The following is a 21,876-nucleotide window of genomic DNA, read 5'->3' on the forward strand; positions in this document are numbered from 1 at the left end:
CAACAGCTCACTTACAAATAATAAACGGGGTAAACATGGCTTTCTCACAGATTCGTCGCCAGGTGGTGACGGGAATGATGGCGGTTGCGCTGGTGGCAGGCTTCAGCGTTAAAACGTTTGCGGCAGACGATTTACTGGCGCAGGTTAAAAGCAAAGGCGAGCTGCGCGTCGGTCTGGAAGGCACCTATCCTCCTTTCAGTTTTCAGGATGAAAAGGGCAAGCTGACGGGCTTTGAAGTGGAGTTTGCTCAGGATCTGGCCAAACACATGGGGGTTAAAGCCGTCCTGAAGCCAACCAAGTGGGATGGCATGTTAGCGGCGCTGGATTCGAAACGCATCGATGTGGTCATCAATCAGGTGACGATCTCCGATGAGCGTAAAAAGAAATATGATTTCTCTACGCCGTATACGATTTCTGGCGTGCAGGCGCTGACGCTGAAGAAAAACGCGGGCAGCATCACTAAGCCAGAAGACCTCGCAGGGAAGAAAGTCGGTGTGGGCCTGGGGACCAACTACGAGCAGTGGCTGCGCGCGAACGTAAAAGGTGTGGATATCCGCACTTATGATGATGACCCAACCAAATATCAGGATCTGCGTTCTGGTCGCGTTGATGCGATTCTGGTGGATCGCCTGGCTGCTCTGGATCTGGTGAAGAAAACGGGCGATACCATGGCGGTAGCCGGTCCGGCATTCTCGCGTCTGGAAGCGGGCGTTGCGCTGCGTAAGGGCAACGAAGATTTACTGAAGGCGATCGATCAGGCCATTGCGGAAATGCAGAAAGACGGCACCCTTAAAAAGCTGTCAGAAAAATGGTTTGGCGCGGACGTTACTAAATAATGCAGGAAAGTTTACAACTGGTGCTGGACTCAGCACCCTTTCTTCTTAAGGGCGCGCTGTTCACGCTGCAGCTCAGTATTGGCGGTATGTTTTTCGGGCTGATACTGGGCTTTTTGCTGGCGCTGATGCGCCTGTCCCGCTTCTGGCCCGTGAACTGGCTGGCGCGTATCTACGTGTCCATCTTTCGTGGCACGCCGCTTATCGCCCAGCTGTTTATGATCTACTACGGTCTGCCGCAGTTTGGCATTGAGCTGGATCCCATTCCCTCGGCGATGATTGGGCTGTCGCTTAACATGGCGGCCTATGCCTCAGAATCGCTGCGCGGCGCGATTGCGGCCATCGAGCGCGGCCAGTGGGAAGCGGCGGCCAGTATCGGCATGACGCCGTGGCAAACGCTGCGTCGGGTTGTTTTACCGCAGGCCGCCCGTACCGCACTCCCGCCTTTGGGTAACAGCTTTATCAGTCTGGTAAAAGATACTTCGCTGGCTGCCACGATCCAGGTTCCGGAACTGTTTCGTCAGGCGCAGCTGATTACCTCACGCACGTTGGAGGTGTTCACCATGTATCTGGCGGCTTCGCTGATCTATTGGGTGATGGCAACCGTACTGTCAGCATTGCAGAACCGACTGGAAGCGCACGTTAATCGTCAGGATCAGGAGGCGAAATGAGTGCTATTGAAGTTCGCCAGTTGGTGAAAAAGTTTAACGGACAAACGGTACTGCACGGCATCGATCTTGATGTCGCCCCGGGCGAAATCGTCGCGATAATCGGCCCCAGTGGCTCAGGTAAAACCACGCTGTTGCGCAGCATCAACCTCCTTGAGGTCCCGGATGCTGGCCGCATTAAAGTGGGTGATATCACCATTGACGCCAGCCTGGGCATGAACAGACAGAAAGAGCGGGTGCGGCTGTTGCGTCAGCAGGTGGGTTTTGTCTTTCAAAACTTCAATTTATTTCCGCATCGTTCGGTGCTGGAAAATATTATTGAAGGTCCGGTGATTGTGAAGCGGGAAGCGAAAGCGGACGCGGTTGCCCGCGCGCGCAGCCTGCTTGAAAAAGTTGGACTCAATGGCAAGGAAGACAGCTACCCACGGCGCCTGTCCGGTGGTCAGCAGCAGCGTGTCGCCATTGCCCGCGCGTTGGCGATGCAGCCAGAAGTCATTTTGTTTGATGAACCGACCTCTGCGCTGGATCCGGAACTGGTGGGTGAAGTACTGAACACCATTCGCGCACTGGCTCAGGAAAAACGCACCATGGTTATCGTGACGCACGAAATGAGCTTTGCCCGCGACGTCGCCGACCGCGCCATTTTTATGGATCAGGGCCGTGTTGTTGAACAGGGCCCTGCTAAGGCACTCTTCAGCGATCCTCAGGAGCCGCGTACCCGGCAGTTTCTGAATAAATTTCTTAATCAATAAACCCGGTGCCGCCAGAAGTTGGCGGCGCTTATTGCGCTGTCTCCCACCTTTATTCTTCTCAGTTTCTTCCGAAAATTTACATTTTGCATAGATTTAATTAACTGATTTTAAAGGTTATTTGTCATCATCTCGCGTCCTGAGGTAACAGATTGTAACTTTTAAGAGCCGCCTGATTGAGACTTCCCGCTAAATATTAATAATTCTTCACAAATTCATTGCACGATCGGGAAGACATAATGAACCAACCCAGGAAGGAAATCCTCTGGATCAATACCCTAAAAGGGGGATGCATTTTACTTGTGGTACTGCATCACTCCATCATTACAACCTTCGCGCCAGCGCTTCATCATTTGACAGCCGGTATCGTACCGGCTCATGCGTGGGTGGCGTTTAATACCTGGCTTTCCCCCTTACGGATGCCGGCATTTTTCTTTGTATCCGGCCTGCTGGCCAGTAACTCGGTGATCAATAAACGCTGGAAAGCGGTCTTCACTAAAAAGTTCAGCAACATCGTTTACCTGTATCTGCTGTGGGGCGTAATCCAGTGGCTGAGTATCCACTACATTTCAACCCACCTGGGCGAGCGGCTGTCCAGCAGCAAAAACGCCGCCTATGCGGATTCGCCAATGGAGTTTATTAAACTGCTGATGCTGTCGATGACCAGCCTGTGGTACCTGTATGCTCTGGCGGGGTTTTTTCTGGTCACTAAACTTTTCCATCGGCAGAAGATGCTGCTGGTGGCTGCGGCAATAGCGGCAAACTACGCCGCGCAGTTTAGCCTGATCCCCGGATGGGGCCCGGCCAGCGTGGCACAGAACTATCTCTATTTCTTACTGGGCGTATTTTTTAGCGCAACGTTAATCGAACTGAGCGGTTTAAAAGGTCGTCACTGGCTCTGGTTGGGCGCAATCGCGGCGATCGGCATTGCCCATCATCTGGGCGGCATATATAAAAACCCGTTCTACAGCCTGCTGACCATCGTCTTTGGTATTGTGCTGTGCCGTTTTCTCAATGCGCACTTCAATATGGCGTGGCTGAACTATATAGGGCGTAACACGCTGCAGATTTATGTTTTGCACCGTATCTTTATCGAACTGGTGGGGCTGAGCGCCATCTCACTGGCGCTGCACTACGGCTGGTTTGGCAACGCGGGTTTTAGCTGGGCATGGGCGTTGCTGATGCCGTTAACCGGCGTGGCAGTCTGCACGCTCCTGTCTTTGATGGTCTGGTCGCTGCTGAACCGGGGGCCGGGACGGATGCTGTTTATTCATCCACGTTTAATCAGTAAACGGCAGCCAGAAACCCAAGCCTCATCATCCTGACGTACCGGGCCAGCATGCTGGCCCGTTTCGTATCCTTTCTCTGGCGAGCACCGCAGGGAGTGAGCATTTCTCCCCCGTTAGCCTGTTCCTGTCGCGTCAGCTGACAGGGCGAGAAGCCTCAGTCGCCTCTGGTCGGGGAAGTGACACTTCATGTTGAGGCTGCTCTTTGCGTGCTGTGTTATGCCGGGAGACAAATGCCTTTGATGACCAGGTGCTGAATCAGAATAATGGTTTTCGCGTCAATGATGATGCCGGCATCAATCATCGCAAGCGCCTCTTGAATCGGCACCTCAATGACTTTGATATCTTCACCTTCAGCAGCAAGGCCTCCGCCCTCGTTAATCCGCATTTCGCGGGTAAAAGGGGCGATGAAAAAGTGCAGACGCTCAGTAACGGAACCCGGGCTCATGAATATCTCGCCAATCTTAGTGACCTCATTCAGCTTATATCCGGTCTCTTCTTCGGCTTCGCTTCTTATTGCCTGGATCGGGTCCCGCTCATCAAGCAAACCGGCGCAGGCTTCAATCAGTTCATAGTGATGACCGATCAAAAACGCAGGCAGGCGGAACTGGCTGGTAAGGATGACCGTTCTGTCATCGCGGTTGTAGAGCAGAATAGTCGCACCGTGGCCGCGATCGTAAGCTTCACGCGTGAAACGCTGTTCTGTCCCATCGGAACGGACATAGGTCATATCGTATTTGGTCAGGGTGCCCCAGTCGTTTGCCAGTATCTGCTGGTTGTTAACGGTCGCGGTGGTGGAAACGGGCGTATAATGCGCATGCTGCATATTGAGATTCCATTGGTAAGTAAGTCTGGAAGAGCCATTCAGACACAGCGTGCCGAGTGGACATTGAAAAAATCACCCCTAAACCTAAACCTAAAAATGCACTTTTCACCTGTCAGCGATATTTCCGAAAGGAACACCTAAGCGAATAACGTTTAGCGGTGTTTTATCTACGCCCTGTCTTTTTTAAGGTGATATTCGAAGCTGAAATAAAGATACAGGCAATAATGCAGGAAAAAATTAGCCGAAAAGGGCATGAACGAACGATTTTATCTGGCTGAATAAGTCACTCGCGCTAATCAAACACGCACAGTACGTTACCTGTACTTAAGATGAGTCACCTGAGCTAACATAAAGCCAGAAATAAGGTTAAGCAAGCGTTGAGTGTGAAAATTCGCCGGGACGTCATCGTGCGGTGTGGCATCGCGCGATGAAACGTTTATCTGTTGCCGCAACGATAAAGTCATCGCACTGCTGGGGCAGGATGCACGGGGCCTTGGGGCCTTTGCGGCAGGATGCCTGCATAGCGCGGCACGGCTTTTGCAGCGCGAGTTCACGCAACAGCGTAGGGCCAGGGAATAAAATACCTCGCCTGTCCTGCGCGACCCAGGCCAACTGATTTAATAAGTGACCTGATTCTTAACGGGCAGCAACACCTGGATATTTCTTATTTATTCAGATAAGAACACCTTATTTATTCCGTCGTCTGACAACGATTACCTGCGTTGAAATTAAATCTGGGATAAATGTCAGAAAACATCCTGTATTGTAAAGTACGGTTTTAAACCCTTCCGGGAGGGGGACTTTAAGACTTTCGCTACATTCAGGAGTGCGAGCATAGGGAATACTTTTCGTATAACGATAACGTCGGCAGTTCGAATAACTTGTTTGTACATGACACAGCGACGGAAAAAGCCTGATGACGAAAAGTGAAAAAAAAGATATTGCATGGATTAATACCCTAAAGGGAATCTGTATCCTGCTGGTCGTCCTGTATCACACGGTGTTACCCGGTTTTGAAAGCCAGGTGAAAGATCTGGCCGCAGGTGAATGGGTGGCAGAGATGTGGGTGCAGTTTAATACGTTATTATCGCCGCTGCGCATGCCCGCGTTTTTCTTTGTGTCGGGTTTACTTGCCAGAAATGCCATCATTGACCGCCCCTGGAAACGTATCGCGACCAGCCGGATGACAAATCTGTTTTATCTCTATCTGCTGTGGGGAGCCATTCAGTGGGGGGCCATCACGGGCATTTCAACGGAAATTACCGGGCAGCGTATTTCACAAAATATCAATGCGGCCTATGCGGGAACCTTTTCTGAGTTCCTGACGCTGACGTTTCTGGCGATGAGCACCTCATGGTATTTATATGCCCTGGGGATCTACTTTCTCCTTGCCAAACTTTTTCAACGTTACAGCCTACCTTTATTGCTTATGGCCGCAGTGCTTAATTATCTGGCGGTTGAAAAAATCATTCCCTACTGGGGCCCACAGAGTCTGGCGCAGTATTTTGTTTTCTTCATGCTCGGCACGTTCTGGTGTTCGCAGATACTGCGTTTAAGCGAGTGGCGAAGGCAAAACGGACTGCCGTGGTTGTTACTGCTGCTGCTGGCGGGCCTGCCCGCTCTGTTCGATTTCGACAGAAGCCTCTTCTTATCTGTTCTTGCCATCCTCATCAGCGTGGCGGCCTGTCGCGGGTTAAATCAGGTCAGTAGCATGGCGTGGCTCAACTGGATTGGCCGTCATACCTTGCCTGTTTACGTCCTGCATCGCATCTTTATTGAGTATTTCGGCATGACGGCCATTTTGTTTGCGCAGCGCCACCAGCTCTTTGCGCTGGCATGGTTTTCGTGGCTGTGGGCCTGCCTCTATCCGCTGGTCATTGTCGCCCTCTGCTCACTGGCGTCCGTTGCCGTCTGGTCGCTGACAAATCATGGCGTCGGGCGCGCGTTGTTTTGCTTCCCGACGCTGATAAAACGGCCTGCGTGCCCTGCGGCGTAACCGGGGCAGGTGGCGCAGGATGCGGGAACAGAAAAAGGCGTGGTGTAAAAAGCACAATGAAGCCGGCCGCTGATAGCGAGCCGGGTTGCGGTCAGGCTTATTTACGAACGCGCACCACCTGATAGCAGCGCGTGAAATACTCGACCGGCGCGCTCCAGATGTGCATAAGGCGGGTAAACGGAAACACCAGAAAAATCGGCATTCCCAGAATCAGGTGAATACGATCAATCCCTTCCACTCCGTCAAGCCAGCGTCAGACGTTGCTCCGCAACATGATCACCGCCTGTGCCTAGCCGACCTGTTTCATCATGCCAGGGCCGTCCATATATCGTCCAACGCTCAGCGCAAAAAAAGGTTCATGCCCGGGCATGAACCTTTAACGTAAACGATCGGTCTGAAGGACGTTACCCGATTGTCATCAGGCTGGCATTGCCGCCCGCGGCTGCGGTGTTAACGCTAAGCGAACGTTCAATCAGCAGACGTTCCAGCAGCAGATTAGTTTCGCCGCGCGCAAAACCCTGCACAGACACGATGGCACCTTCGCGCGCCGCGACCTGTTCGCACAGGTTGCGGAGCTGGTCGGCATCACCGTGATAGATAACGGCGTCAAAATGCGCAGACAGGGGATCGTTGGAGAGCGTAATGCGGTTTTTCACCGCCGCCGGTAAGGTGCCCAGCAGTGCGCGGTGCAGCTCATCGTCCTGCCACAGTGCCTGGCTGCCTACGCTGGTGACCGCCGCCAGTTGAATCAGAGCATCCTCCTCGTTATCCGCCAGACAGAGTACCTGCTCACGCGGCAGCAACAGGAAGGTATTGCGTTCGCCTGTTGGACCGGGCAGCAGGCGTACCGTGCCTGCCTGAGCCAGCTCGGCATAATGCTGGCACAGTGAAGACAGCTGAGGCTTATCTTTTGCCCACTCGCTCAATGCCTGATGCGCTGCCAGCAGCAGCTGACGCTGGGCATGGTCGGCCGGGCGCTCAGCATCCTGACGGGCGAGGGTGGTGCTGAGTGCGTTGTCCGGGCGATTCGCCAGCAGGCGATACAGATAAAGCGGGCCACCCGCTTTCGGACCGGTACCGGATAACCCCTCGCCGCCGAATGGTTGCACGCCCACCACCGCGCCAACCATGTTGCGGTTAACGTACAGATTGCCCACTTTGGCCGCTGCGGTGACCTGCATGATGGTTTCGTCAATGCGGGTATGGACGCCTAACGTCAGCCCATAGCCCGAGGCGTTAATCTGTTCGATCAACTGCGGCAGGCCACTGCGGGTGAAGCGTACAACGTGCAACACCGGACCAAATACCTCTTGCGTCAGATCGCTAACCTTATCCAGTTCAATCAGCGTCGGTTTCACAAAAGTTCCGGTTGCCCACTCTTTGCTGTCCTGTGGATGATCCTGCGCCGTTTGGAACACCTTAAAGCCTTTATTGCGCATGGCCTGAATATGGCGCTCAATGTTGGCTTTGGCCTCTTTATCGATCACCGGGCCGATATCGGTGGACAGGCGCTCCGGATTGCCCATACGGCACTCCGCCATCGCGCCACGCAGCATTTTCAACGTATGTTCCGCGACGTCCTCCTGAACGCACAGCAGACGCAGCGCAGAGCAGCGTTGACCCGCGCTGTCAAAGGCCGAGGCGACGATATCGATCACCACCTGTTCTGTCAGGGCAGATGAATCGACAATCATGGCATTAATGCCGCCGGTTTCAGCAATCAGCGGAGTGGGGCGGCCTTGGGGATCCAGCCGGCCTGCCAGATTACGTTGCAACAGGGTGGCGACCGCCGTGGAGCCGGTGAACATCACGCCACGAATGCGTTCGTCTCCGGTGAGCTGTGCGCCCACGGTTTCACCGAGGCCCGGCAGCAGTTGCACTACGCCAGCCGGGACACCGGCACTCAGTAAGATCTCAACGGCCTGCGCGGCAATCAGCGGCGTCTGCTCGGCAGGCTTCGCCAGCACGCTGTTTCCGGCCGCCAGCGCGGCTGCGACCTGACCGGTAAAAATGGCCAGCGGAAAGTTCCACGGGCTGATACAGACCACAGGTCCCAGTGGGCGGTGCGTTTCGTTGTCAAAATCAAGGCGGACGATGCCAGCATAGTAATAGAGGAAGTCCACGGCCTCACGCACTTCGGCAATGGCGTTGCTGTAGGTTTTACCGGCTTCGCGCACCAGAATGCCCAGCAACTGCTGTAGCTGACCTTCCATTAACTGGGCTGCACGCTCAAGGATGGCCGCGCGCTCCTGCGGCGGAGTGGCAAACCAGATAGGACCGGCATTGACCGCCGCCTCAATGGCCTGGGAAACCTCCTGTTCTGAGGCATGGCGAACGGTACCGACGACGTCAGACGGCGCGGCCGGATTCACCACATTCTGGCTTTCTCCGCTACCAGCAGGGCCGTCAATGAGCGGTTGTGCCAGATAAGGCTCACTCGCGCCGCTCAGCAGAGCACTGGACAGGGAAGCAAGGCGGTGCTCGTTAGCCATATCCAGACCCGCAGAGTTAACCCGGTCGCTGCCATATAAGTCTCGCGGCAGCGGGATCTTTGGATGTGGCAGGCCCAGGGTGCCTTCGCTGGCACCCAGTTTTTCAATTTCACTCACCGGATCGGCGACCAGCTCGTCTATCGGCATGGACGTGTCGGCAATACGGTTAACAAAGGAGGTATTCGCACCGTTTTCCAGTAGGCGACGCACCAGGTAAGCCAGCAGGGTTTCATGTGTACCTACGGGGGCATAGATACGGCAGGGACGATTGAGTTTGCCGTCTGCCACTTTGCCTACCACCTGATCGTAGAGCGGTTCACCCATGCCATGCAGGCACTGGAACTCATACTGTCCGGGATAATAGTTATTGCCCGCCAGTTGATAGATCGCGGCCAGCGTGTGCGCGTTATGTGTGGCAAACTGCGGATAGATCAGATTGGGCACTGCCAGCAGTTTACGGGCGCAGGCCAGATAAGAAATGTCGGTGTACACCTTACGGGTATAAACCGGATAGCCTTCCAGCCCTTCCACCTGGGCGCGTTTGATCTCGCTGTCCCAGTAAGCGCCTTTCACCAGGCGAATCATGAGACGACGACGGCTGCGTTGGGCCAGATCTGTCAGCTCATCAATGACAAACGGGCAACGCTTCATATAAGCCTGAATCACGAAACCTATGCCGTTCCAGCCTTCAAGCTCGGGTTCAAAACACAACCGCTCCAGCATATCGAGAGACAGCTCTAAACGATCGGCCTCTTCCGCATCAATGTTAATGCCGATGTCGTAAGAGCGGGCCAACAGGGTCAGCGACTTCAGAATCGGATACAGCTCATCCATCACCCGATCATACTGCGCGCGGCTGTAGCGCGGATGGAGTGCGGACAGCTTGATAGAAATGCCCGGGCCTTCATAGATGCCCCGACCGTTTGAGGCTTTACCAATGGCGTGAATCGCCTGCTGATAAGAAACCAGATAGGCTTTGGCATCGCTGGCCGTCAGGGCGGCTTCACCCAGCATATCGTAGGAGTAACGGAAGCCTTTTTCTTCAAGCTTGCGGGCGTTGGCCAGGGCTTCGGCGATGGTTTCACCGGTCACGAACTGTTCGCCCATCAGGCGCATCGCCATATCCACGCCTTTCCGGATGAGCGGCTCGCCGCTCTTGCCAATAATTCGGTTGAGCGAGCGCGACAGGTTGACTTCATTGTGCGTTGAGACCAGACGGCCCGTAAACAGTAATCCCCACGTCGCGGCGTTCACAAACAGTGACGGGCTGCGGCCAAGATGTGACTGCCAGTTACCGTTGCTGATCTTGTCGCGGATCAGCGCATCGCGGGTGGGCTTATCCGGGATACGCAACAAAGCCTCGGCCAGGCACATTAATGCCACACCTTCCTGAGAGGAGAGTGAAAACTCCTGCAGCAGGCTTTGCACCATGCCGGCACGGCCGGTCGCCCCTTTTTGGTGCCTCAGCTTGTCGGCCAGCTGGTGCGCCAGCTGCTGCGTTTTTTCTGCCAGGGCGGCGGGAAGGCGCGCTTGCTCAAGCAACATGGGAACAGCATCAGTTTCAGGACGGCGCCAGGCGGCTGTCACCGCAGAGCGGGCGACCGACTGCGGCAAAATGTTTTCGGCGAATTCAAGGAAGGGCTGAACCATCTCTTCCGGGGCAAGCTCATCGGACGCTGAGTCGTTAAGCTGCAGGGGGATCTCATCCACCGTTTCACCCGCATCTAACTGGGTCAGATAATTAAAGATCGCCTGTTTGATCAGCCAGTGTGGCGTGCGATCGAGTTTCTGCGCCGCCAGTTTAATACGGTTGCGGGTGGCTTCATCCAGCTTCACCCCCATGGTTGTTGTTCCCATGATTTTCTCTTCCTTAAAACGGTTTTGACCAGAGCATGGGCTGCACTATTACCCATGTTGCAACTTTGTGCAACCAGGTTAAATGTGACCTCGGTTGCACACTTTGAAACCCCTTTTTTAATTAACATTTAAAAGCGGCACAAATCTTGCTGCAAAAAACTCGCCAAAGTTGCAACCTCATTCAATTTAAAGGGTGAAATCATTGCAAAGGTGCAACTTTATTGTGAGCGGGCGCAACCTGTGAGCATTAAAAAGGGATTGAGAGGTGAAACTGATGTGACGGATGTGTTAAATGCATTGTGTGCGCCGTGCCTTTACGGCAGGATACCGCGCCTTAAGGGAAATCGCTTTCTCTTGATGCGGTAACAGCCTGACGCCTTCACGTTCCGAGGGGGGCAGGAAAAAGATTTCTCTCAAGAGATCGGATAATAACGGAGAAACAAATGACAGTAAGTACGCCAATGTTGGTGACCTTTTTAATTTATATCCTTGGGATGGTGCTTATCGGTTTTATTGCCTGGCGCTCAACGAAAAACTTCGACGACTATATTCTGGGCGGACGCAGCCTGGGCAGTGTCGTGACTGCGCTGTCCGCTGGAGCCTCCGATATGAGTGGATGGTTGCTAATGGGATTGCCGGGTGCCATTTTTCTCTCCGGTATCTCTGAAAGCTGGATCGCCATTGGCCTGATTATTGGTGCATGGTTTAACTGGAAGATTGTCGCGGGGCGCTTACGGGTTCAGACGGAACATCATGATAACGCCCTGACGCTGCCTGACTTCTTTACCAGCCGCTTTGAAGATCGCAGCAAAATCTTGCGGGTCATTTCTGCCGTGGTGATTCTGGTGTTTTTCACTATCTACTGCGCATCAGGCGTGGTAGCGGGCGCGCGTCTGTTTGAAAGCACCTTTGGTATGGATTACTCCACCGCCCTCTGGGCCGGTGCCGCCGCCACCATTCTGTATACCCTGGTGGGCGGATTCCTGGCGGTGAGCTGGACGGATACCGTTCAGGCCAGCCTGATGATCTTCGCGCTGATCCTGACGCCAGTCATCGTGGTTATCGCCGTGGGTGGCTGGAGCGATTCGATGGCGGTGATTGAGGCCAAAAATGCTGAAAACGTGGATATGTTCAAAGGCCTGAATTTCGTGGCCGTGCTGTCACTGCTGGGCTGGGGACTGGGCTATTTCGGTCAGCCTCATATCCTGGCACGTTTTATGGCGGCGGATTCACATCGTTCCATTCGTACCGCGCGCCGTATCGGCATGGCGTGGATGATTCTCTGTCTGGCGGGCGCGGTGGCCGTGGGCTTCTTTGGGATCGCCTATTTCCACAATAATCCTTCTCTGGCTGCGGGCGTTTCACAGAATGGAGAGCGCGTCTTTATTGAGCTGGCACGTATTCTGTTTAATCCGTGGATTGCCGGTATTTTACTGTCTGCCATTCTGGCGGCGGTCATGTCCACGCTCAGCTGCCAGCTGCTGGTCTGCTCCAGTGCGCTGACGGAAGATTTGTACAAAGGCTTTTTACGCAAGAATGCCAGCCAGAAAGAACTGGTTTGGGTAGGGCGCCTCATGGTGCTGCTGGTAGCGTTAGTGGCCATCGCGCTGGCGTCGAATCCCGAAAACCGGGTGTTAGGTCTGGTCAGCTATGCATGGGCCGGTTTTGGCGCGGCATTTGGACCGGTAGTCCTGTTTGGCGTGTGCTGGAAACGCATGAACCGCAACGGTGCGCTGGCGGGAATGATTGTCGGTGCGGTCACGGTACTGGTATGGAAACAGTATGGCTGGCTCGGCCTGTATGAAATCATTCCGGGCTTTATTTTTGCCAGTATCGCCATTGTGGTCTTCAGCCTGGCAGGCCGGGAACCTTCTGCAGCTGCCATTGAACGCTTTGATGCTGCCGAGGCAGAATTCCAGACTAAATAAGGCGTGAACGTGTTGAAAAGCCTGCCCTGTAAAGGGCAGGCTTTTTTTTGGCCTGCGTCTGGCACAGACAGTTACGAAATTATTTCACGGAGGAACTTGTTTTTTTCTGAGTGGTAATGATAATCGGTATCGTTCGTTTTTACGTAAATTTACGTCCCATTTACGCTGCTTAACATTTAAGAGGTCGGCGATGTTTGTTCCCTTTCTCATCATGCTGCGTGAAGGCCTGGAGGCAGCGCTCATCGTGAGCCTTATTGCCAGCTACCTGAAAAGGACGCAGCGCACACAATGGTTCCCTGCCATGTGGGCGGGCGTGTTTATTGCCGCTGCGCTTTGCCTTGCGCTGGGCATCGTCATTAACCAAACCACAGGGGAGTTTCCTCAGAAGCAGCAAGAGCTTTTTGAAGGCATTGTTGCGGTGGTCGCGGTCGTCATCCTGACCTCAATGGTGTTCTGGATGCGCCGGGTGGCGCGCAATATCAAGCTGGAACTGGAGCAGGCGGTCGATCAGGCTTTACAGAAATCAGCCGGGGGCGGCCTGGCCCTGGTCCTGATGGTGTTTCTTGCCGTCGCCCGGGAAGGGCTGGAGTCAGTGTTCTTTTTACTGGCCGCCTTCACTCAGGACGTCGGTTATGCGCCGCCGCTGGGGGCCGTGCTTGGCCTGGCGACGGCCGTTGTGCTGGGCATGTTGATCTACTGGGGCGGGGTTCGTCTGAATATGGCGCACTTTTTCCGCTGGACCAGCCTTTTTATTATTCTGGTGGCCGCGGGGCTGGCAGCTGGCGCTATCCGTGCCTTTCATGAAGCCGGGCTGTGGAACCATTTTCAGCAGGTGGCCTTCGATATGAGTAACACCTTATCGACCCATTCACTGTTTGGCACGCTGCTTGAAGGCATTCTGGGTTATCAGGAAGCCCCCAGCGTAAGTGAAGTGGCCGTCTGGCTGCTTTATTTGATTCCGGCATTATTACTGTTTGTTATGCCTGCACGTGCTGGAACCTCAGCCGCTGCGCGCTAACGCGTTTACCGGGCGCGTCAGGCGCGCCTCTGACTGAATAGGGAAAAATATGAAGAAGCGTTTTCGTCGTCACGCGGTGCTGGCTTCGCTGCTGGCGGTTTCCGGCTCCACACTGGCTGCAGCCATTCCACAGGTTAGCGTGAGTGTCACGGACAAGCAGTGTGAACCGATGTCACTGACGGTTCAGGCGGGCAAGACTCAGTTTCTGATCAAAAACAACAGCCAAAAGGCGCTGGAATGGGAAATCCTGAAAGGGGTGATGGTGGTTGAGGAGCGCGAAAATATTGCGCCCGGCTTCAGTCAAAAACTGACCGCCAACCTTGAAGCGGGCGAATATGAAATGACCTGCGGCCTGCTGACGAATCCGAAAGGCAAGCTGATTGTCCAGGGCGGCGCGGGCAAAAACGTGCAGAAAGGTAAAACAGAACTGATGCAGCTGGCGGGTCCAATCAACGCCTACAAAGCCTACGTGACGGACGAAGTCAACCAGCTGGTGGCGGGAACCCAGGCCTTTACGGATGCGGTGAAAGCCGGAGATATCGAAAAAGCCAAAGCGCTGTTTGCCCCCACGCGCCAGCATTACGAACGTATAGAGCCGATAGCTGAGCTGTTCTCCGATCTGGATGGTCGCATTGACGCCCGTGAAGATGATTATGAGAAAAAGGCTGAAGACCCGAAATTCACCGGTTTTCACCGGCTTGAGAAAGCGTTGTTTGCCGATAATAGCACCAAAGATATGGCGGGCTATGCCGAGCAGTTAAACAACGACGTGCGCGATTTGCAGAAACGCGTTAGCGAGCTGGCGTTCCCACCGGCCAAGGTCGTGGGCGGCGCCGCAGGGCTGATCGAAGAAGTGGCTTCCAGTAAAATCTCCGGCGAAGAAGATCGTTACAGCCGTACCGACCTGTGGGATTTCCGGGCGAACGTGGATGGCGCGCAAAAAATTGTCGAGCTGTTGCGCCCCGTCCTGAAGCAGGCAAATCCAGCGCTTCTGGCAAAAGTGGATGCCAATTTCGCGAAAGTTGACGCGATTCTGGATAAATACCGCAGCGGTCAGGGTTATGAATCGTATGAAAAACTGACGCCAGCCGATCGAACCGCGCTGAAAGGGCCGATTACTGCCCTGGCGGAAGATCTTTCTCTGCTGCGTGGCACCTTAGGCCTGGATTGATGATGGATAAGGATAAGGCGTTAAGCCAGCCATCGCGCCGCCGTTTATTGAAAGGACTGGGGATGCTGGGCGGCGCGGCGGCCGTCAGCGGTGGGTGTCCGTTTCATGCCGCTGCCGCCGAAAACCCGGACAGCTTTTCGCCCGGCACGGTAACGCCGAACGCGCGTCAGCAAGTGCAGCCCTTTTATGGCGTGCATCAATCCGGCATTACGACGCCACAGCAGGCGTCAATGATGCTGGTCGCGTTCGATGTGCTGACCCGCGATAAGCAGGAACTGCAGCGTTTGTTCAAACTGCTTACGCAGCGCATCGCGTTTCTGACCCGGGGCGGGATGGCGCCCGCGGTGACCAACCCACAGCTGCCGCCGCTGGATTCAGGCATTCTGGGCGCCGAGATTGCCCCGGACAACCTGACGATGACTGTTTCCGTCGGTCATTCCCTGTTTGATTCGCGCTTTGGTCTGGCGGCGCTTAAGCCGGCTAAACTGCAGGCCATGAGCCGTTTCCCTAACGACTCTCTGGATGCAAATCAGTGCCACGGCGATCTGCTGTTGCAAATCTGTGCTAACACGCAGGACACGGTGATTCATGCACTCCGTGATGTGGTGAAACATACGCCCGATTTGCTCGGCATTCGCTGGCGACGGGAAGGTTTTATTTCCGATCATGCCGCGCGCAGCGCGGGAAAAGAAACGCCTATTAATCTGCTGGGTTTTAAAGACGGCACGGCCAATCCCGATACGCATAACATGGCGTTGATGGATAAGCTGCTGTGGGTAACGGAAGAGCAGGCGGAACCCGCGTGGGCCCGTCACGGCAGTTATCAGGCAGTAAGGTTGATCCGTTTTCATGTGGAAATGTGGGATCGCACGCCATTGGGTGAGCAACAAACGATCTTTGGTCGCGAGAAATTAAGCGGCGCACCACTGGGCATGAAAAACGAGCACGACGTGCCGGATTATCGCCAGGATCCTGATGGCGATGTCATTGCGTTGGATGCGCATATTCGGCTGGCGAACCCGCGCACGCCTGCGACCGAAAGCAGCCTGATGCTGCGCCGGGGCTACAGTTATTCGGCGGGTATTTCAGCGTCAGGCCAGTTGGAAATGGGCTTGCTGTTTGTTTGTTATCAACATGATTTAGAATTGGGTTTTCTGACCGTACAAAACCGTCTGAATGGTGAAGCGCTGGAAGAGTATATACGTCCCTTTGGCGGCGGATACTTTTTTGTATTACCCGGCGTTATCAATGAAAATCATTATTTGGGCCAGTCCTTACTTGAAAGCTGATTAAATTTTAATCACGGCATTCTGTGCCTGACCGCCCAGCGTGCCGTATTTCTGTCTCAGGTTTTTTATCCCCCGCCTGTGTTTTCGCGCTCCGTTTTACACCGTTGATGCCGCATTGAAAAATAAACTAACTCTCTGTAATACTTGCGTAATTTAATTTAAGTAAGGTTGGCGTTAACGCAGGGTTGAATATTTATTTTTCAATAAAGTGAAAATACTGTTGCAAAATACCAATAAGATGGTTCACTTTACTATGAAAGCGTAATCGGGCGTGTTGATGTCTCACACTGGAGTTCGCGCATGGATAGATGTTTTTACAGCCGTTCAGCAGTAAAAAATATCGCATTTACCCGTGAGGAGGTTTCTTCCTCAACCGCTTTTACACCGCAATGTGTTTTCTCTTTTCAACCTCACTCCTTTTTTACCGGTATACGGCCTGGCTGTTTTGCTGCCGGATATCAATCGTCATGGCCTGTCACGGCTCTAAAGGAAGCCAACTGAAACCTCTAAAGCGTTCACGTAATCGCATCGGGCTTGTTGCCTGAGCGGGAAATGAAACCAACTGTAAGGTGCCACTATGGGAAGACAGAAAGCAGTGATCAAAGCGCGTCGAGAAGCAAGACGAGTGCTTCGCAATGACTCCCGCAGTCATCGTCAGCGTGAAGAAGAATCGGTCACTTCGCTGGTGCAAATGGGTGGGCTGGACTCGATTGGCATGGCGCGCGATGTGCGCGATCGTGCTCCGATTGAAGCCCGCAATGAAGCTCAGGCGCACTATCTCAACGCCATAGAATCAAAACAGCTTATCTTCGCTACCGGCGAGGCAGGCTGCGGCAAAACCTGGATTAGTGCTGCGAAAGCGGCAGAGGCCCTGATTCATAAGGATATCGACAGGATTATCGTTACGCGCCCGGTGCTGCAGGCGGATGAAGATCTGGGATTCCTTCCCGGGGATATCTCAGAAAAATTCGCCCCGTATTTCCGCCCGGTTTACGACATTCTGGTTAAACGTCTTGGCGCATCCTTTATGCAATATTGTCTGCGTCCCGAAATTGGCAAAGTTGAAATCGCGCCCTTTGCTTATATGCGCGGTCGTACCTTTGAAAATGCAGTGGTGATTCTCGATGAAGCGCAGAACGTTACCGCTGCGCAAATGAAAATGTTTCTGACCCGCCTTGGCGAAAACGTCACGGTGATTGTTAACGGCGATATAACCCAGTGCGATTTGCCCGCTGGGGTGCCTTCTGGTCTCGCGGACGCGCTGGCGCGTTTTGAAGAGGACGAGATGGTGGGCATTGTCCGTTTTGGCAAAGAGGATTGCGTGCGTTCCGCGCTGTGTCAGCGCACTTTGCATGCTTACAGCTAGCGTTCGATTGAGTCATGTAGCGACCAAAACCCGGCTTCGGCCGGGTTTTTTATCTCCGTGATGGGGCGCTATTCGCCGCTGCCGATTTGCCAGATAAAGGTAGGATCGCGCCCGTTGACTTCCCAGTCGCCCACGTTACGGCTTTTATAGATCACCGGATTGTGCGAGCCAATCGTTCGGGCATTGCGCCAGTGACGGTCCAGCGCTTTACTCACTCGCGTATCTGACGCGCCAAGCGCGTTAAACAGCTCACTGGCCGCACGCGTCACCCAATCCACGGCCACGACCTGCGCCTTCGCAGCCTCCACTTCTGCCTGGACGTTGGCGGCATGAATCTGCGTTTCATCTTGTCCCTGAACGTGCGTATCAAAAGCCTGTTGCAGCGCGTGCGTGGCCCGCTGCACGGCGGCATCGGTTGCCCATATCCAACTGCTGATCTGTCCCACCACCTGTAAGACCTGCACGTCCTGGCTGACCTGACGGGCATTACCGTGGCTGTAGATTCGTTTTCGGTTTGCTACGCCCTGTGACACGTCCCGCACGATAGCCCTGCCTATCCCGGCCAGCGTCGCCAGTAAGACATGCTGATAGAAGGCGGTTTGATATCGGAAGCGCTCGCTGAAATCATAGACATGGGCAGGTTCCACAACGGCCTGATGAAAACGCGTGGTTCCGCTACCGGTAAGACGTTGACCAAATCCGTCCCAGTCATCCTCTCGCACTACCGCATCCTGATGTGTACTGACCACCGCAATGACATCGCGCTGGTTGTCCGTACGCTTAGCGTAAACATCAATCCAGTCGGCATACAGCGTGCCGGTGCTGTAAAATTTTTCGCCCTCAAGCCGCCAGCCGTTGGCGGCGGGCGACACCTGCGTATTCACGTCTCCTAATCGAACGCTGCCTGTTTCACTCCAGCCGCTCCCGACAATATCACCGTCGATAAACCGATTAAACCAGCGCTGGCGCGCCTCACTGTCGGGCTGGTTAAGACGATCCTCGACAAAGGCCATGTGCGCGCGCAGCGCCTGAGGCAGGTTAGAATCCGCTTCTGCCAGCTCGGTCAGTAAGCGGAACAGTTGTGGCAGCGAGGCACCCAATCCGCCGTTTGCTTGTGGAATACGCAGCGTGCCAAAACCCGCCGCCTTCAGCCAGCGAACCGGCTCGTGAAGCAGGGTACGATTCCGTTCGCGATCGGCAGCGCCTTCGGCGATGCGGGCAAAGATGGGGCGGAAACGCGCCGCCAGCGAGGTGTAATCGGGCTCAGACATGGTGTTCTCCGTGTGTTGACTGGTCATCGATATCGTGACGAGTGGGTTCAAACCGGACGACTAACAGGAAAATGATGGGAATAAGGGCGGCCAGTGACACGATCCAGAACATATTGGTGCCATAAGCCGCCTGCAATATGGGCAGAATGAACAGCGCCAGCGCGCTCCCGATGCCTGAGACGGAACGACTAAAACCGACGCCGGTGGCCCGAATGTGCGTGGGATAGGAGAGGGCGGGATAGATCATTAACTGCGCTCCTGGCCCAAAGCCCTCAGCAAACAACCACAGCCCCAGCAGTAAAATGGCAAATACGACGCCGTAGGTTGCAACAGGATGGCCAATCAGAGCCAGTGAGATCAGCGCAATAAACTGCAGGGCAAATCCGGCAATCGCAACATGGCGTGACGGAAATCGCCAGGCCAGACGCATGCCAAGCAGGCCGCCGGTAAAGGCGAACAGCGCGTTAAGTCCTAGCGAGGCGGAGATCGTTTCAAAGACGCCCGCCCCCAGAAACTGCGCCAGGATAGAGGGCAGGAAAAAGGCGATCGCCGTATATTCGAATGAAATACAGGCGTTCATCACCGCCGCCACAACGGTGCGCTCCCGGTAAGGTTTTTGAAACAAGACGCGAAAACTGACCGCCTGGGCGACGGGTTTGGCCGCCGGCTCAGCGCGCTTATCTTCGTGCGCGTGAATGCCGTACGAATCGCGCAGGATTCGCGCTGCGCCGCTTAAATCCCCCTGGTTTGCGGCCCACAGCGGAGACTCATTCATAAACCTGCTGCGCACAGCAATGATGAGCAGGGCAGGCACTGCGCCAAACAGCAATGAAGCGCGCCACAGCCAGTCGAGGTGCTCTGCAGGCAGCAGAAAGTAAAGGCCAAAAATAATCAGAAAGCACACCGAAGACGCGGCATACCACATGGGGCACCAGGCGGCGAGCCGCGACGCTTTATTCCCCTTTCCGGAGAATTTCGAAAATTCGGCCAGATAGGCCATCGCGACAGGCAAATCGATGCCCACACCAACGCCCATCAAAAAGCGCGCGCCAATCAGTACCCAGACGTTCGGCGCCAGGCCGGCCGCAATAGCGGACACCACAAAAAAAAGCATGTCCGCCATAAAGACGGAATAGCGGCCATATTTATCCGTCAGCCAGCCCCCGACCAGATTACCGACAATGGTGCCAATCATAATGGATGAGGTGACCAGTCCGGTTAATGTGGGCGTTAAGCTGAATGTTTTCACGACATCATCAATGCCGTAAGACAGGGTGGTCAGGTCGTAGGCATCCAGAAATACGCCGCCTAACGCCAGAAACACGATCCAGCGTGCGTAGCTGTTTTTCTCACTTTGCGTATTAATCAACTTTGCAACGTCGCTGACGGAGCGAATGGGCGTTGAGTGAGGTAAGGGGATCGCGGCATCGTCATCGATATTTAATGTGCTCATTATATCCTCGTTATTGTCTGTACAGGTGACGCCTTTATATGCAGGAATCGCGATGTAAACAAACAACAAAAAGTGATAACTATTACTTTAATTTCAATAAGTTAATTTGATTTTTGTAGATAAGGGAAATACCGGGTGCGCTGTGACGCATCCGGTAAAATTAGCGGGCAAGGGGACGTGATGTCAGTCTGCTCAGCGGCAGACGGGCTATCCGAACAGATCGTTAAATCCCCTCATGATGCCTCCGCAGGCACAACCCGGCCTGATACCGAGGTTGTGCGTCGATATCCTGCGCCGGGATGAGGATGCTCAAGGCGGGCGCCCTTAGCAAACAGCTTCTCTCTCAGCGTACCGGGTTGGTAATCCTGTTTATAAACGCCACGTTTTTGCAGTTCCGGCACCAGCAGATCGACGACATCAGCAAAGGTTTCATGCGTGAGGGCATAGGCCAGATTAAAGCCATCCACGTCCGTCTCCTCCACCCAGCTTTGCAGTTCATCGGCAACGGTTTCTGTGCTGCCCACCAGCAGGGGGCCAAAGCCGCCAATGCCCACCCAGTCGGCCATGTTTTGCACCGTCCATTCACGCTGCGGATCGGCTGTGGAGAAGCTCTCTACAACAGACTGAATGGCATCGGTATGCAGATGCTTAAAAACCTGGTCGGGTTGGTACTGACTGAAATCGATGCCGGTCCAGCCGGAGATCAGCGCCAGTGCGCCTTCATGGCTGACATAGCGTTTGTAATCCTGCCACTTGGCCTGGGCCGCTTTATCGGTTTCCCCCACAATGACCGTTTGCATATTGAAAATCAGAATACTGCGCGGATCGCGGCCGGCCTCCTCTGCACGACGACGTATATCAGCCACGGTTTTCTTCAACAGCACTTTAGACGGCGCGGCAACAAATACGCACTCGGCGTGTTGTGCGGCGAAGGCTTTACCGCGGCTGGATGCGCCTGCCTGATACAGCACAGGCGTGCGCTGGGGCGAAGGCTCACACAGATGAATGCCCGGTACCTGGAAAAACGTTCCCTGATGATTAATGGGATGCACCTTATTGGGATCGCTGAAAATATGACGCTGGCGATCGCGTATCACGGCATCATCCTCCCAACTGCCTTCCAGCAGCTTGTATACCACCTGCAGATATTCGTCGGCGTAGTCATAACGCGCATCGTGGCTGGTTTGGCTGACCTGTCCCAGATTGCGGGCTCCGCTTTCCAGATAGGAGGTAACGATATTCCAGCCGATCCGACCTTTGGTCAGATGATCCAGCGTCGACATGCGCCGGGCAAACGGATAGGGATGCTCAAAAGAGAGTGATGCGGTCAGGCCAAAACCGAGGTGCTTTGTCACCATCGCCATCGGCGTAATCAGAGCCAGCGGGTCATTGACCGGTACCTGGGCGGCACTGCGAAGAGCAGCATCATTATTCCCGTTGAAAACATCGTAAATCCCCAAGACGTCGGCGATAAACAGGCCGTCGAACTTACCGCGTTCCAACAGGACCGCCAAATCTGTCCAGTATTCCAGATCTTTGTATTGCCACGAGCGGTCGCGAGGGTGCGCCCACAGGCCAGGTGACTGGTGACCCACACAGTTCATATCAAACGCATTAAGGCGGATTTCACGTTGTTTAGGCATAGCAAACTCCTGAGCGGATGCGGCACTGTC

At 54.4% G+C, this 21,876-nt stretch carries 15 protein-coding genes and 1 pseudogene; 10 read left to right on the forward strand and 6 right to left on the reverse strand.

What is annotated here, in order from left to right:
- Positions 1 to 35: 35 nt before the first annotated feature.
- The 4 genes from tcyJ (at position 36) to P9J57_RS08820 (ending at position 3,575) form a co-directional block, all read left to right on the forward strand.
- Entirely contained in the window at positions 36 to 836 is an 801-nt protein-coding gene (gene tcyJ / locus P9J57_RS08805; RefSeq protein ID WP_014605583.1) for a cystine ABC transporter substrate-binding protein, read from the forward strand.
- A complete protein-coding gene (gene tcyL / locus P9J57_RS08810; RefSeq protein ID WP_013026136.1) occupies positions 836 to 1,504 on the forward strand; it encodes a cystine ABC transporter permease in 669 nt (222 codons plus the stop codon). Before tcyJ ends, tcyL begins: the two co-directional genes overlap by 1 nt.
- Positions 1,501 to 2,253, forward strand: coding sequence for an L-cystine ABC transporter ATP-binding protein TcyN (tcyN, locus tag P9J57_RS08815; protein WP_013026135.1), 753 nt, complete (start codon positions 1,501 to 1,503; stop codon positions 2,251 to 2,253). Before tcyL ends, tcyN begins: the two co-directional genes overlap by 4 nt.
- A gap of 236 nt (positions 2,254 to 2,489) precedes the next feature.
- Positions 2,490 to 3,575 carry an acyltransferase family protein gene (locus P9J57_RS08820; protein WP_014605584.1) on the forward strand — a complete coding sequence of 362 codons (1,086 nt, stop codon included), beginning with the start codon at positions 2,490 to 2,492 and terminating at the stop codon, positions 3,573 to 3,575.
- Between the two features lie 178 nt (positions 3,576 to 3,753).
- On the opposite strand, the gene P9J57_RS08825 is transcribed toward P9J57_RS08820, so the two are convergent.
- Positions 3,754 to 4,362 (reverse strand): NUDIX domain-containing protein, encoded by a 609-nt coding sequence (locus tag P9J57_RS08825; protein ID WP_238493445.1) that lies wholly within the window; start codon positions 4,360 to 4,362, stop codon positions 3,754 to 3,756.
- 916 nt (positions 4,363 to 5,278) lie between these two features.
- On the opposite strand from P9J57_RS08825, the gene P9J57_RS08830 reads away from it, so the two are divergent.
- Complete coding sequence (locus tag P9J57_RS08830; RefSeq protein ID WP_483279474.1) at positions 5,279 to 6,358, forward strand: acyltransferase family protein; 1,080 nt, start codon at positions 5,279 to 5,281, stop codon at positions 6,356 to 6,358.
- A 97-nt stretch (positions 6,359 to 6,455) separates the two neighbouring features.
- On the opposite strand, the pseudogene P9J57_RS08835 reads toward P9J57_RS08830, so the two are convergent.
- Positions 6,456 to 6,605: pseudogene (locus tag P9J57_RS08835) on the reverse strand (respiratory nitrate reductase subunit gamma); the annotation flags it as partial.
- A gap of 157 nt (positions 6,606 to 6,762) precedes the next feature.
- Complete coding sequence (putA, locus tag P9J57_RS08840; protein ID WP_483279475.1) at positions 6,763 to 10,707, reverse strand: trifunctional transcriptional regulator/proline dehydrogenase/L-glutamate gamma-semialdehyde dehydrogenase; 3,945 nt, start codon at positions 10,705 to 10,707, stop codon at positions 6,763 to 6,765.
- A gap of 443 nt (positions 10,708 to 11,150) precedes the next feature.
- Between putA and putP the strand changes: the two genes are divergently transcribed.
- From putP to phoH, 5 genes are all read left to right on the forward strand, one after another.
- Positions 11,151 to 12,635, forward strand: coding sequence for a sodium/proline symporter PutP (putP, locus tag P9J57_RS08845; RefSeq protein WP_014593920.1), 1,485 nt, complete (start codon positions 11,151 to 11,153; stop codon positions 12,633 to 12,635).
- A gap of 190 nt (positions 12,636 to 12,825) precedes the next feature.
- On the forward strand, positions 12,826 to 13,653 hold the full coding sequence (gene efeU, locus P9J57_RS08850; RefSeq protein WP_483279476.1) for an iron uptake transporter permease EfeU: 828 nt from the start codon (positions 12,826 to 12,828) through the stop codon (positions 13,651 to 13,653).
- A gap of 49 nt (positions 13,654 to 13,702) precedes the next feature.
- Entirely contained in the window at positions 13,703 to 14,824 is a 1,122-nt protein-coding gene (gene efeO / locus P9J57_RS08855) for an iron uptake system protein EfeO (RefSeq protein WP_013026127.1), read from the forward strand.
- The gene (gene efeB, locus P9J57_RS08860) at positions 14,824 to 16,113 is read left to right on the forward strand and encodes an iron uptake transporter deferrochelatase/peroxidase subunit (protein ID WP_028715243.1); all 1,290 of its coding nucleotides are present in this window, start codon (positions 14,824 to 14,826) and stop codon (positions 16,111 to 16,113) included. Before efeO ends, efeB begins: the two co-directional genes overlap by 1 nt.
- Before the next feature lie 577 nt (positions 16,114 to 16,690).
- Entirely contained in the window at positions 16,691 to 17,479 is a 789-nt protein-coding gene (gene phoH / locus P9J57_RS08865) for a phosphate starvation-inducible protein PhoH (RefSeq protein WP_013026125.1), read from the forward strand.
- Positions 17,480 to 17,547: 68 nt separating this feature from the next.
- Here the strand turns inward: phoH and P9J57_RS08870 are convergent, their stop codons facing one another.
- The 3 genes from P9J57_RS08870 to P9J57_RS08880 all read right to left on the reverse strand — a co-directional run bounded on the left by P9J57_RS08870 (position 17,548) and on the right by P9J57_RS08880 (position 21,846).
- On the reverse strand, positions 17,548 to 18,750 hold the full coding sequence (locus tag P9J57_RS08870; protein WP_015700089.1) for an acyl-CoA dehydrogenase family protein: 1,203 nt from the start codon (positions 18,748 to 18,750) through the stop codon (positions 17,548 to 17,550).
- Positions 18,743 to 20,203 carry an MFS transporter gene (locus P9J57_RS08875; RefSeq protein WP_014593915.1) on the reverse strand — a complete coding sequence of 487 codons (1,461 nt, stop codon included), beginning with the start codon at positions 20,201 to 20,203 and terminating at the stop codon, positions 18,743 to 18,745. Before P9J57_RS08875 ends, P9J57_RS08870 begins: the two co-directional genes overlap by 8 nt.
- Before the next feature lie 233 nt (positions 20,204 to 20,436).
- Complete coding sequence (locus tag P9J57_RS08880) at positions 20,437 to 21,846, reverse strand: LLM class flavin-dependent oxidoreductase (protein ID WP_013026122.1); 1,410 nt, start codon at positions 21,844 to 21,846, stop codon at positions 20,437 to 20,439.
- Positions 21,847 to 21,876 lie beyond the last annotated feature (30 nt).

The sequence above is a fragment of the Pantoea sp. nfd-35 genome, assembly GCF_056892255.1.

Excerpts from the sequence above, each read along its gene's own strand:
- tcyJ (WP_014605583.1), top strand. The coding sequence starts at position 36 with ATGGCTTTCTCACAGATTCGTCGCCAGGTGGTGACGGGAATGATGGCG.
- tcyL (WP_013026136.1), top strand. The coding sequence starts at position 836 with ATGCAGGAAAGTTTACAACTGGTGCTGGACTCAGCACCCTTTCTTCTT.
- tcyN (WP_013026135.1), top strand. The coding sequence starts at position 1,501 with ATGAGTGCTATTGAAGTTCGCCAGTTGGTGAAAAAGTTTAACGGACAA.
- P9J57_RS08820 (WP_014605584.1), top strand. The coding sequence starts at position 2,490 with ATGAACCAACCCAGGAAGGAAATCCTCTGGATCAATACCCTAAAAGGG.
- P9J57_RS08825 (WP_238493445.1), bottom strand. The coding sequence starts at position 4,362 with ATGCAGCATGCGCATTATACGCCCGTTTCCACCACCGCGACCGTTAAC.
- P9J57_RS08830 (WP_483279474.1), top strand. The coding sequence starts at position 5,279 with ATGACGAAAAGTGAAAAAAAAGATATTGCATGGATTAATACCCTAAAG.
- putA (WP_483279475.1), bottom strand. The coding sequence starts at position 10,707 with ATGGGAACAACAACCATGGGGGTGAAGCTGGATGAAGCCACCCGCAAC.
- putP (WP_014593920.1), top strand. The coding sequence starts at position 11,151 with ATGACAGTAAGTACGCCAATGTTGGTGACCTTTTTAATTTATATCCTT.
- efeU (WP_483279476.1), top strand. The coding sequence starts at position 12,826 with ATGTTTGTTCCCTTTCTCATCATGCTGCGTGAAGGCCTGGAGGCAGCG.
- efeO (WP_013026127.1), top strand. The coding sequence starts at position 13,703 with ATGAAGAAGCGTTTTCGTCGTCACGCGGTGCTGGCTTCGCTGCTGGCG.
- efeB (WP_028715243.1), top strand. The coding sequence starts at position 14,824 with ATGATGGATAAGGATAAGGCGTTAAGCCAGCCATCGCGCCGCCGTTTA.
- phoH (WP_013026125.1), top strand. The coding sequence starts at position 16,691 with ATGGGAAGACAGAAAGCAGTGATCAAAGCGCGTCGAGAAGCAAGACGA.
- P9J57_RS08870 (WP_015700089.1), bottom strand. The coding sequence starts at position 18,750 with ATGTCTGAGCCCGATTACACCTCGCTGGCGGCGCGTTTCCGCCCCATC.
- P9J57_RS08875 (WP_014593915.1), bottom strand. The coding sequence starts at position 20,203 with ATGAGCACATTAAATATCGATGACGATGCCGCGATCCCCTTACCTCAC.
- P9J57_RS08880 (WP_013026122.1), bottom strand. The coding sequence starts at position 21,846 with ATGCCTAAACAACGTGAAATCCGCCTTAATGCGTTTGATATGAACTGT.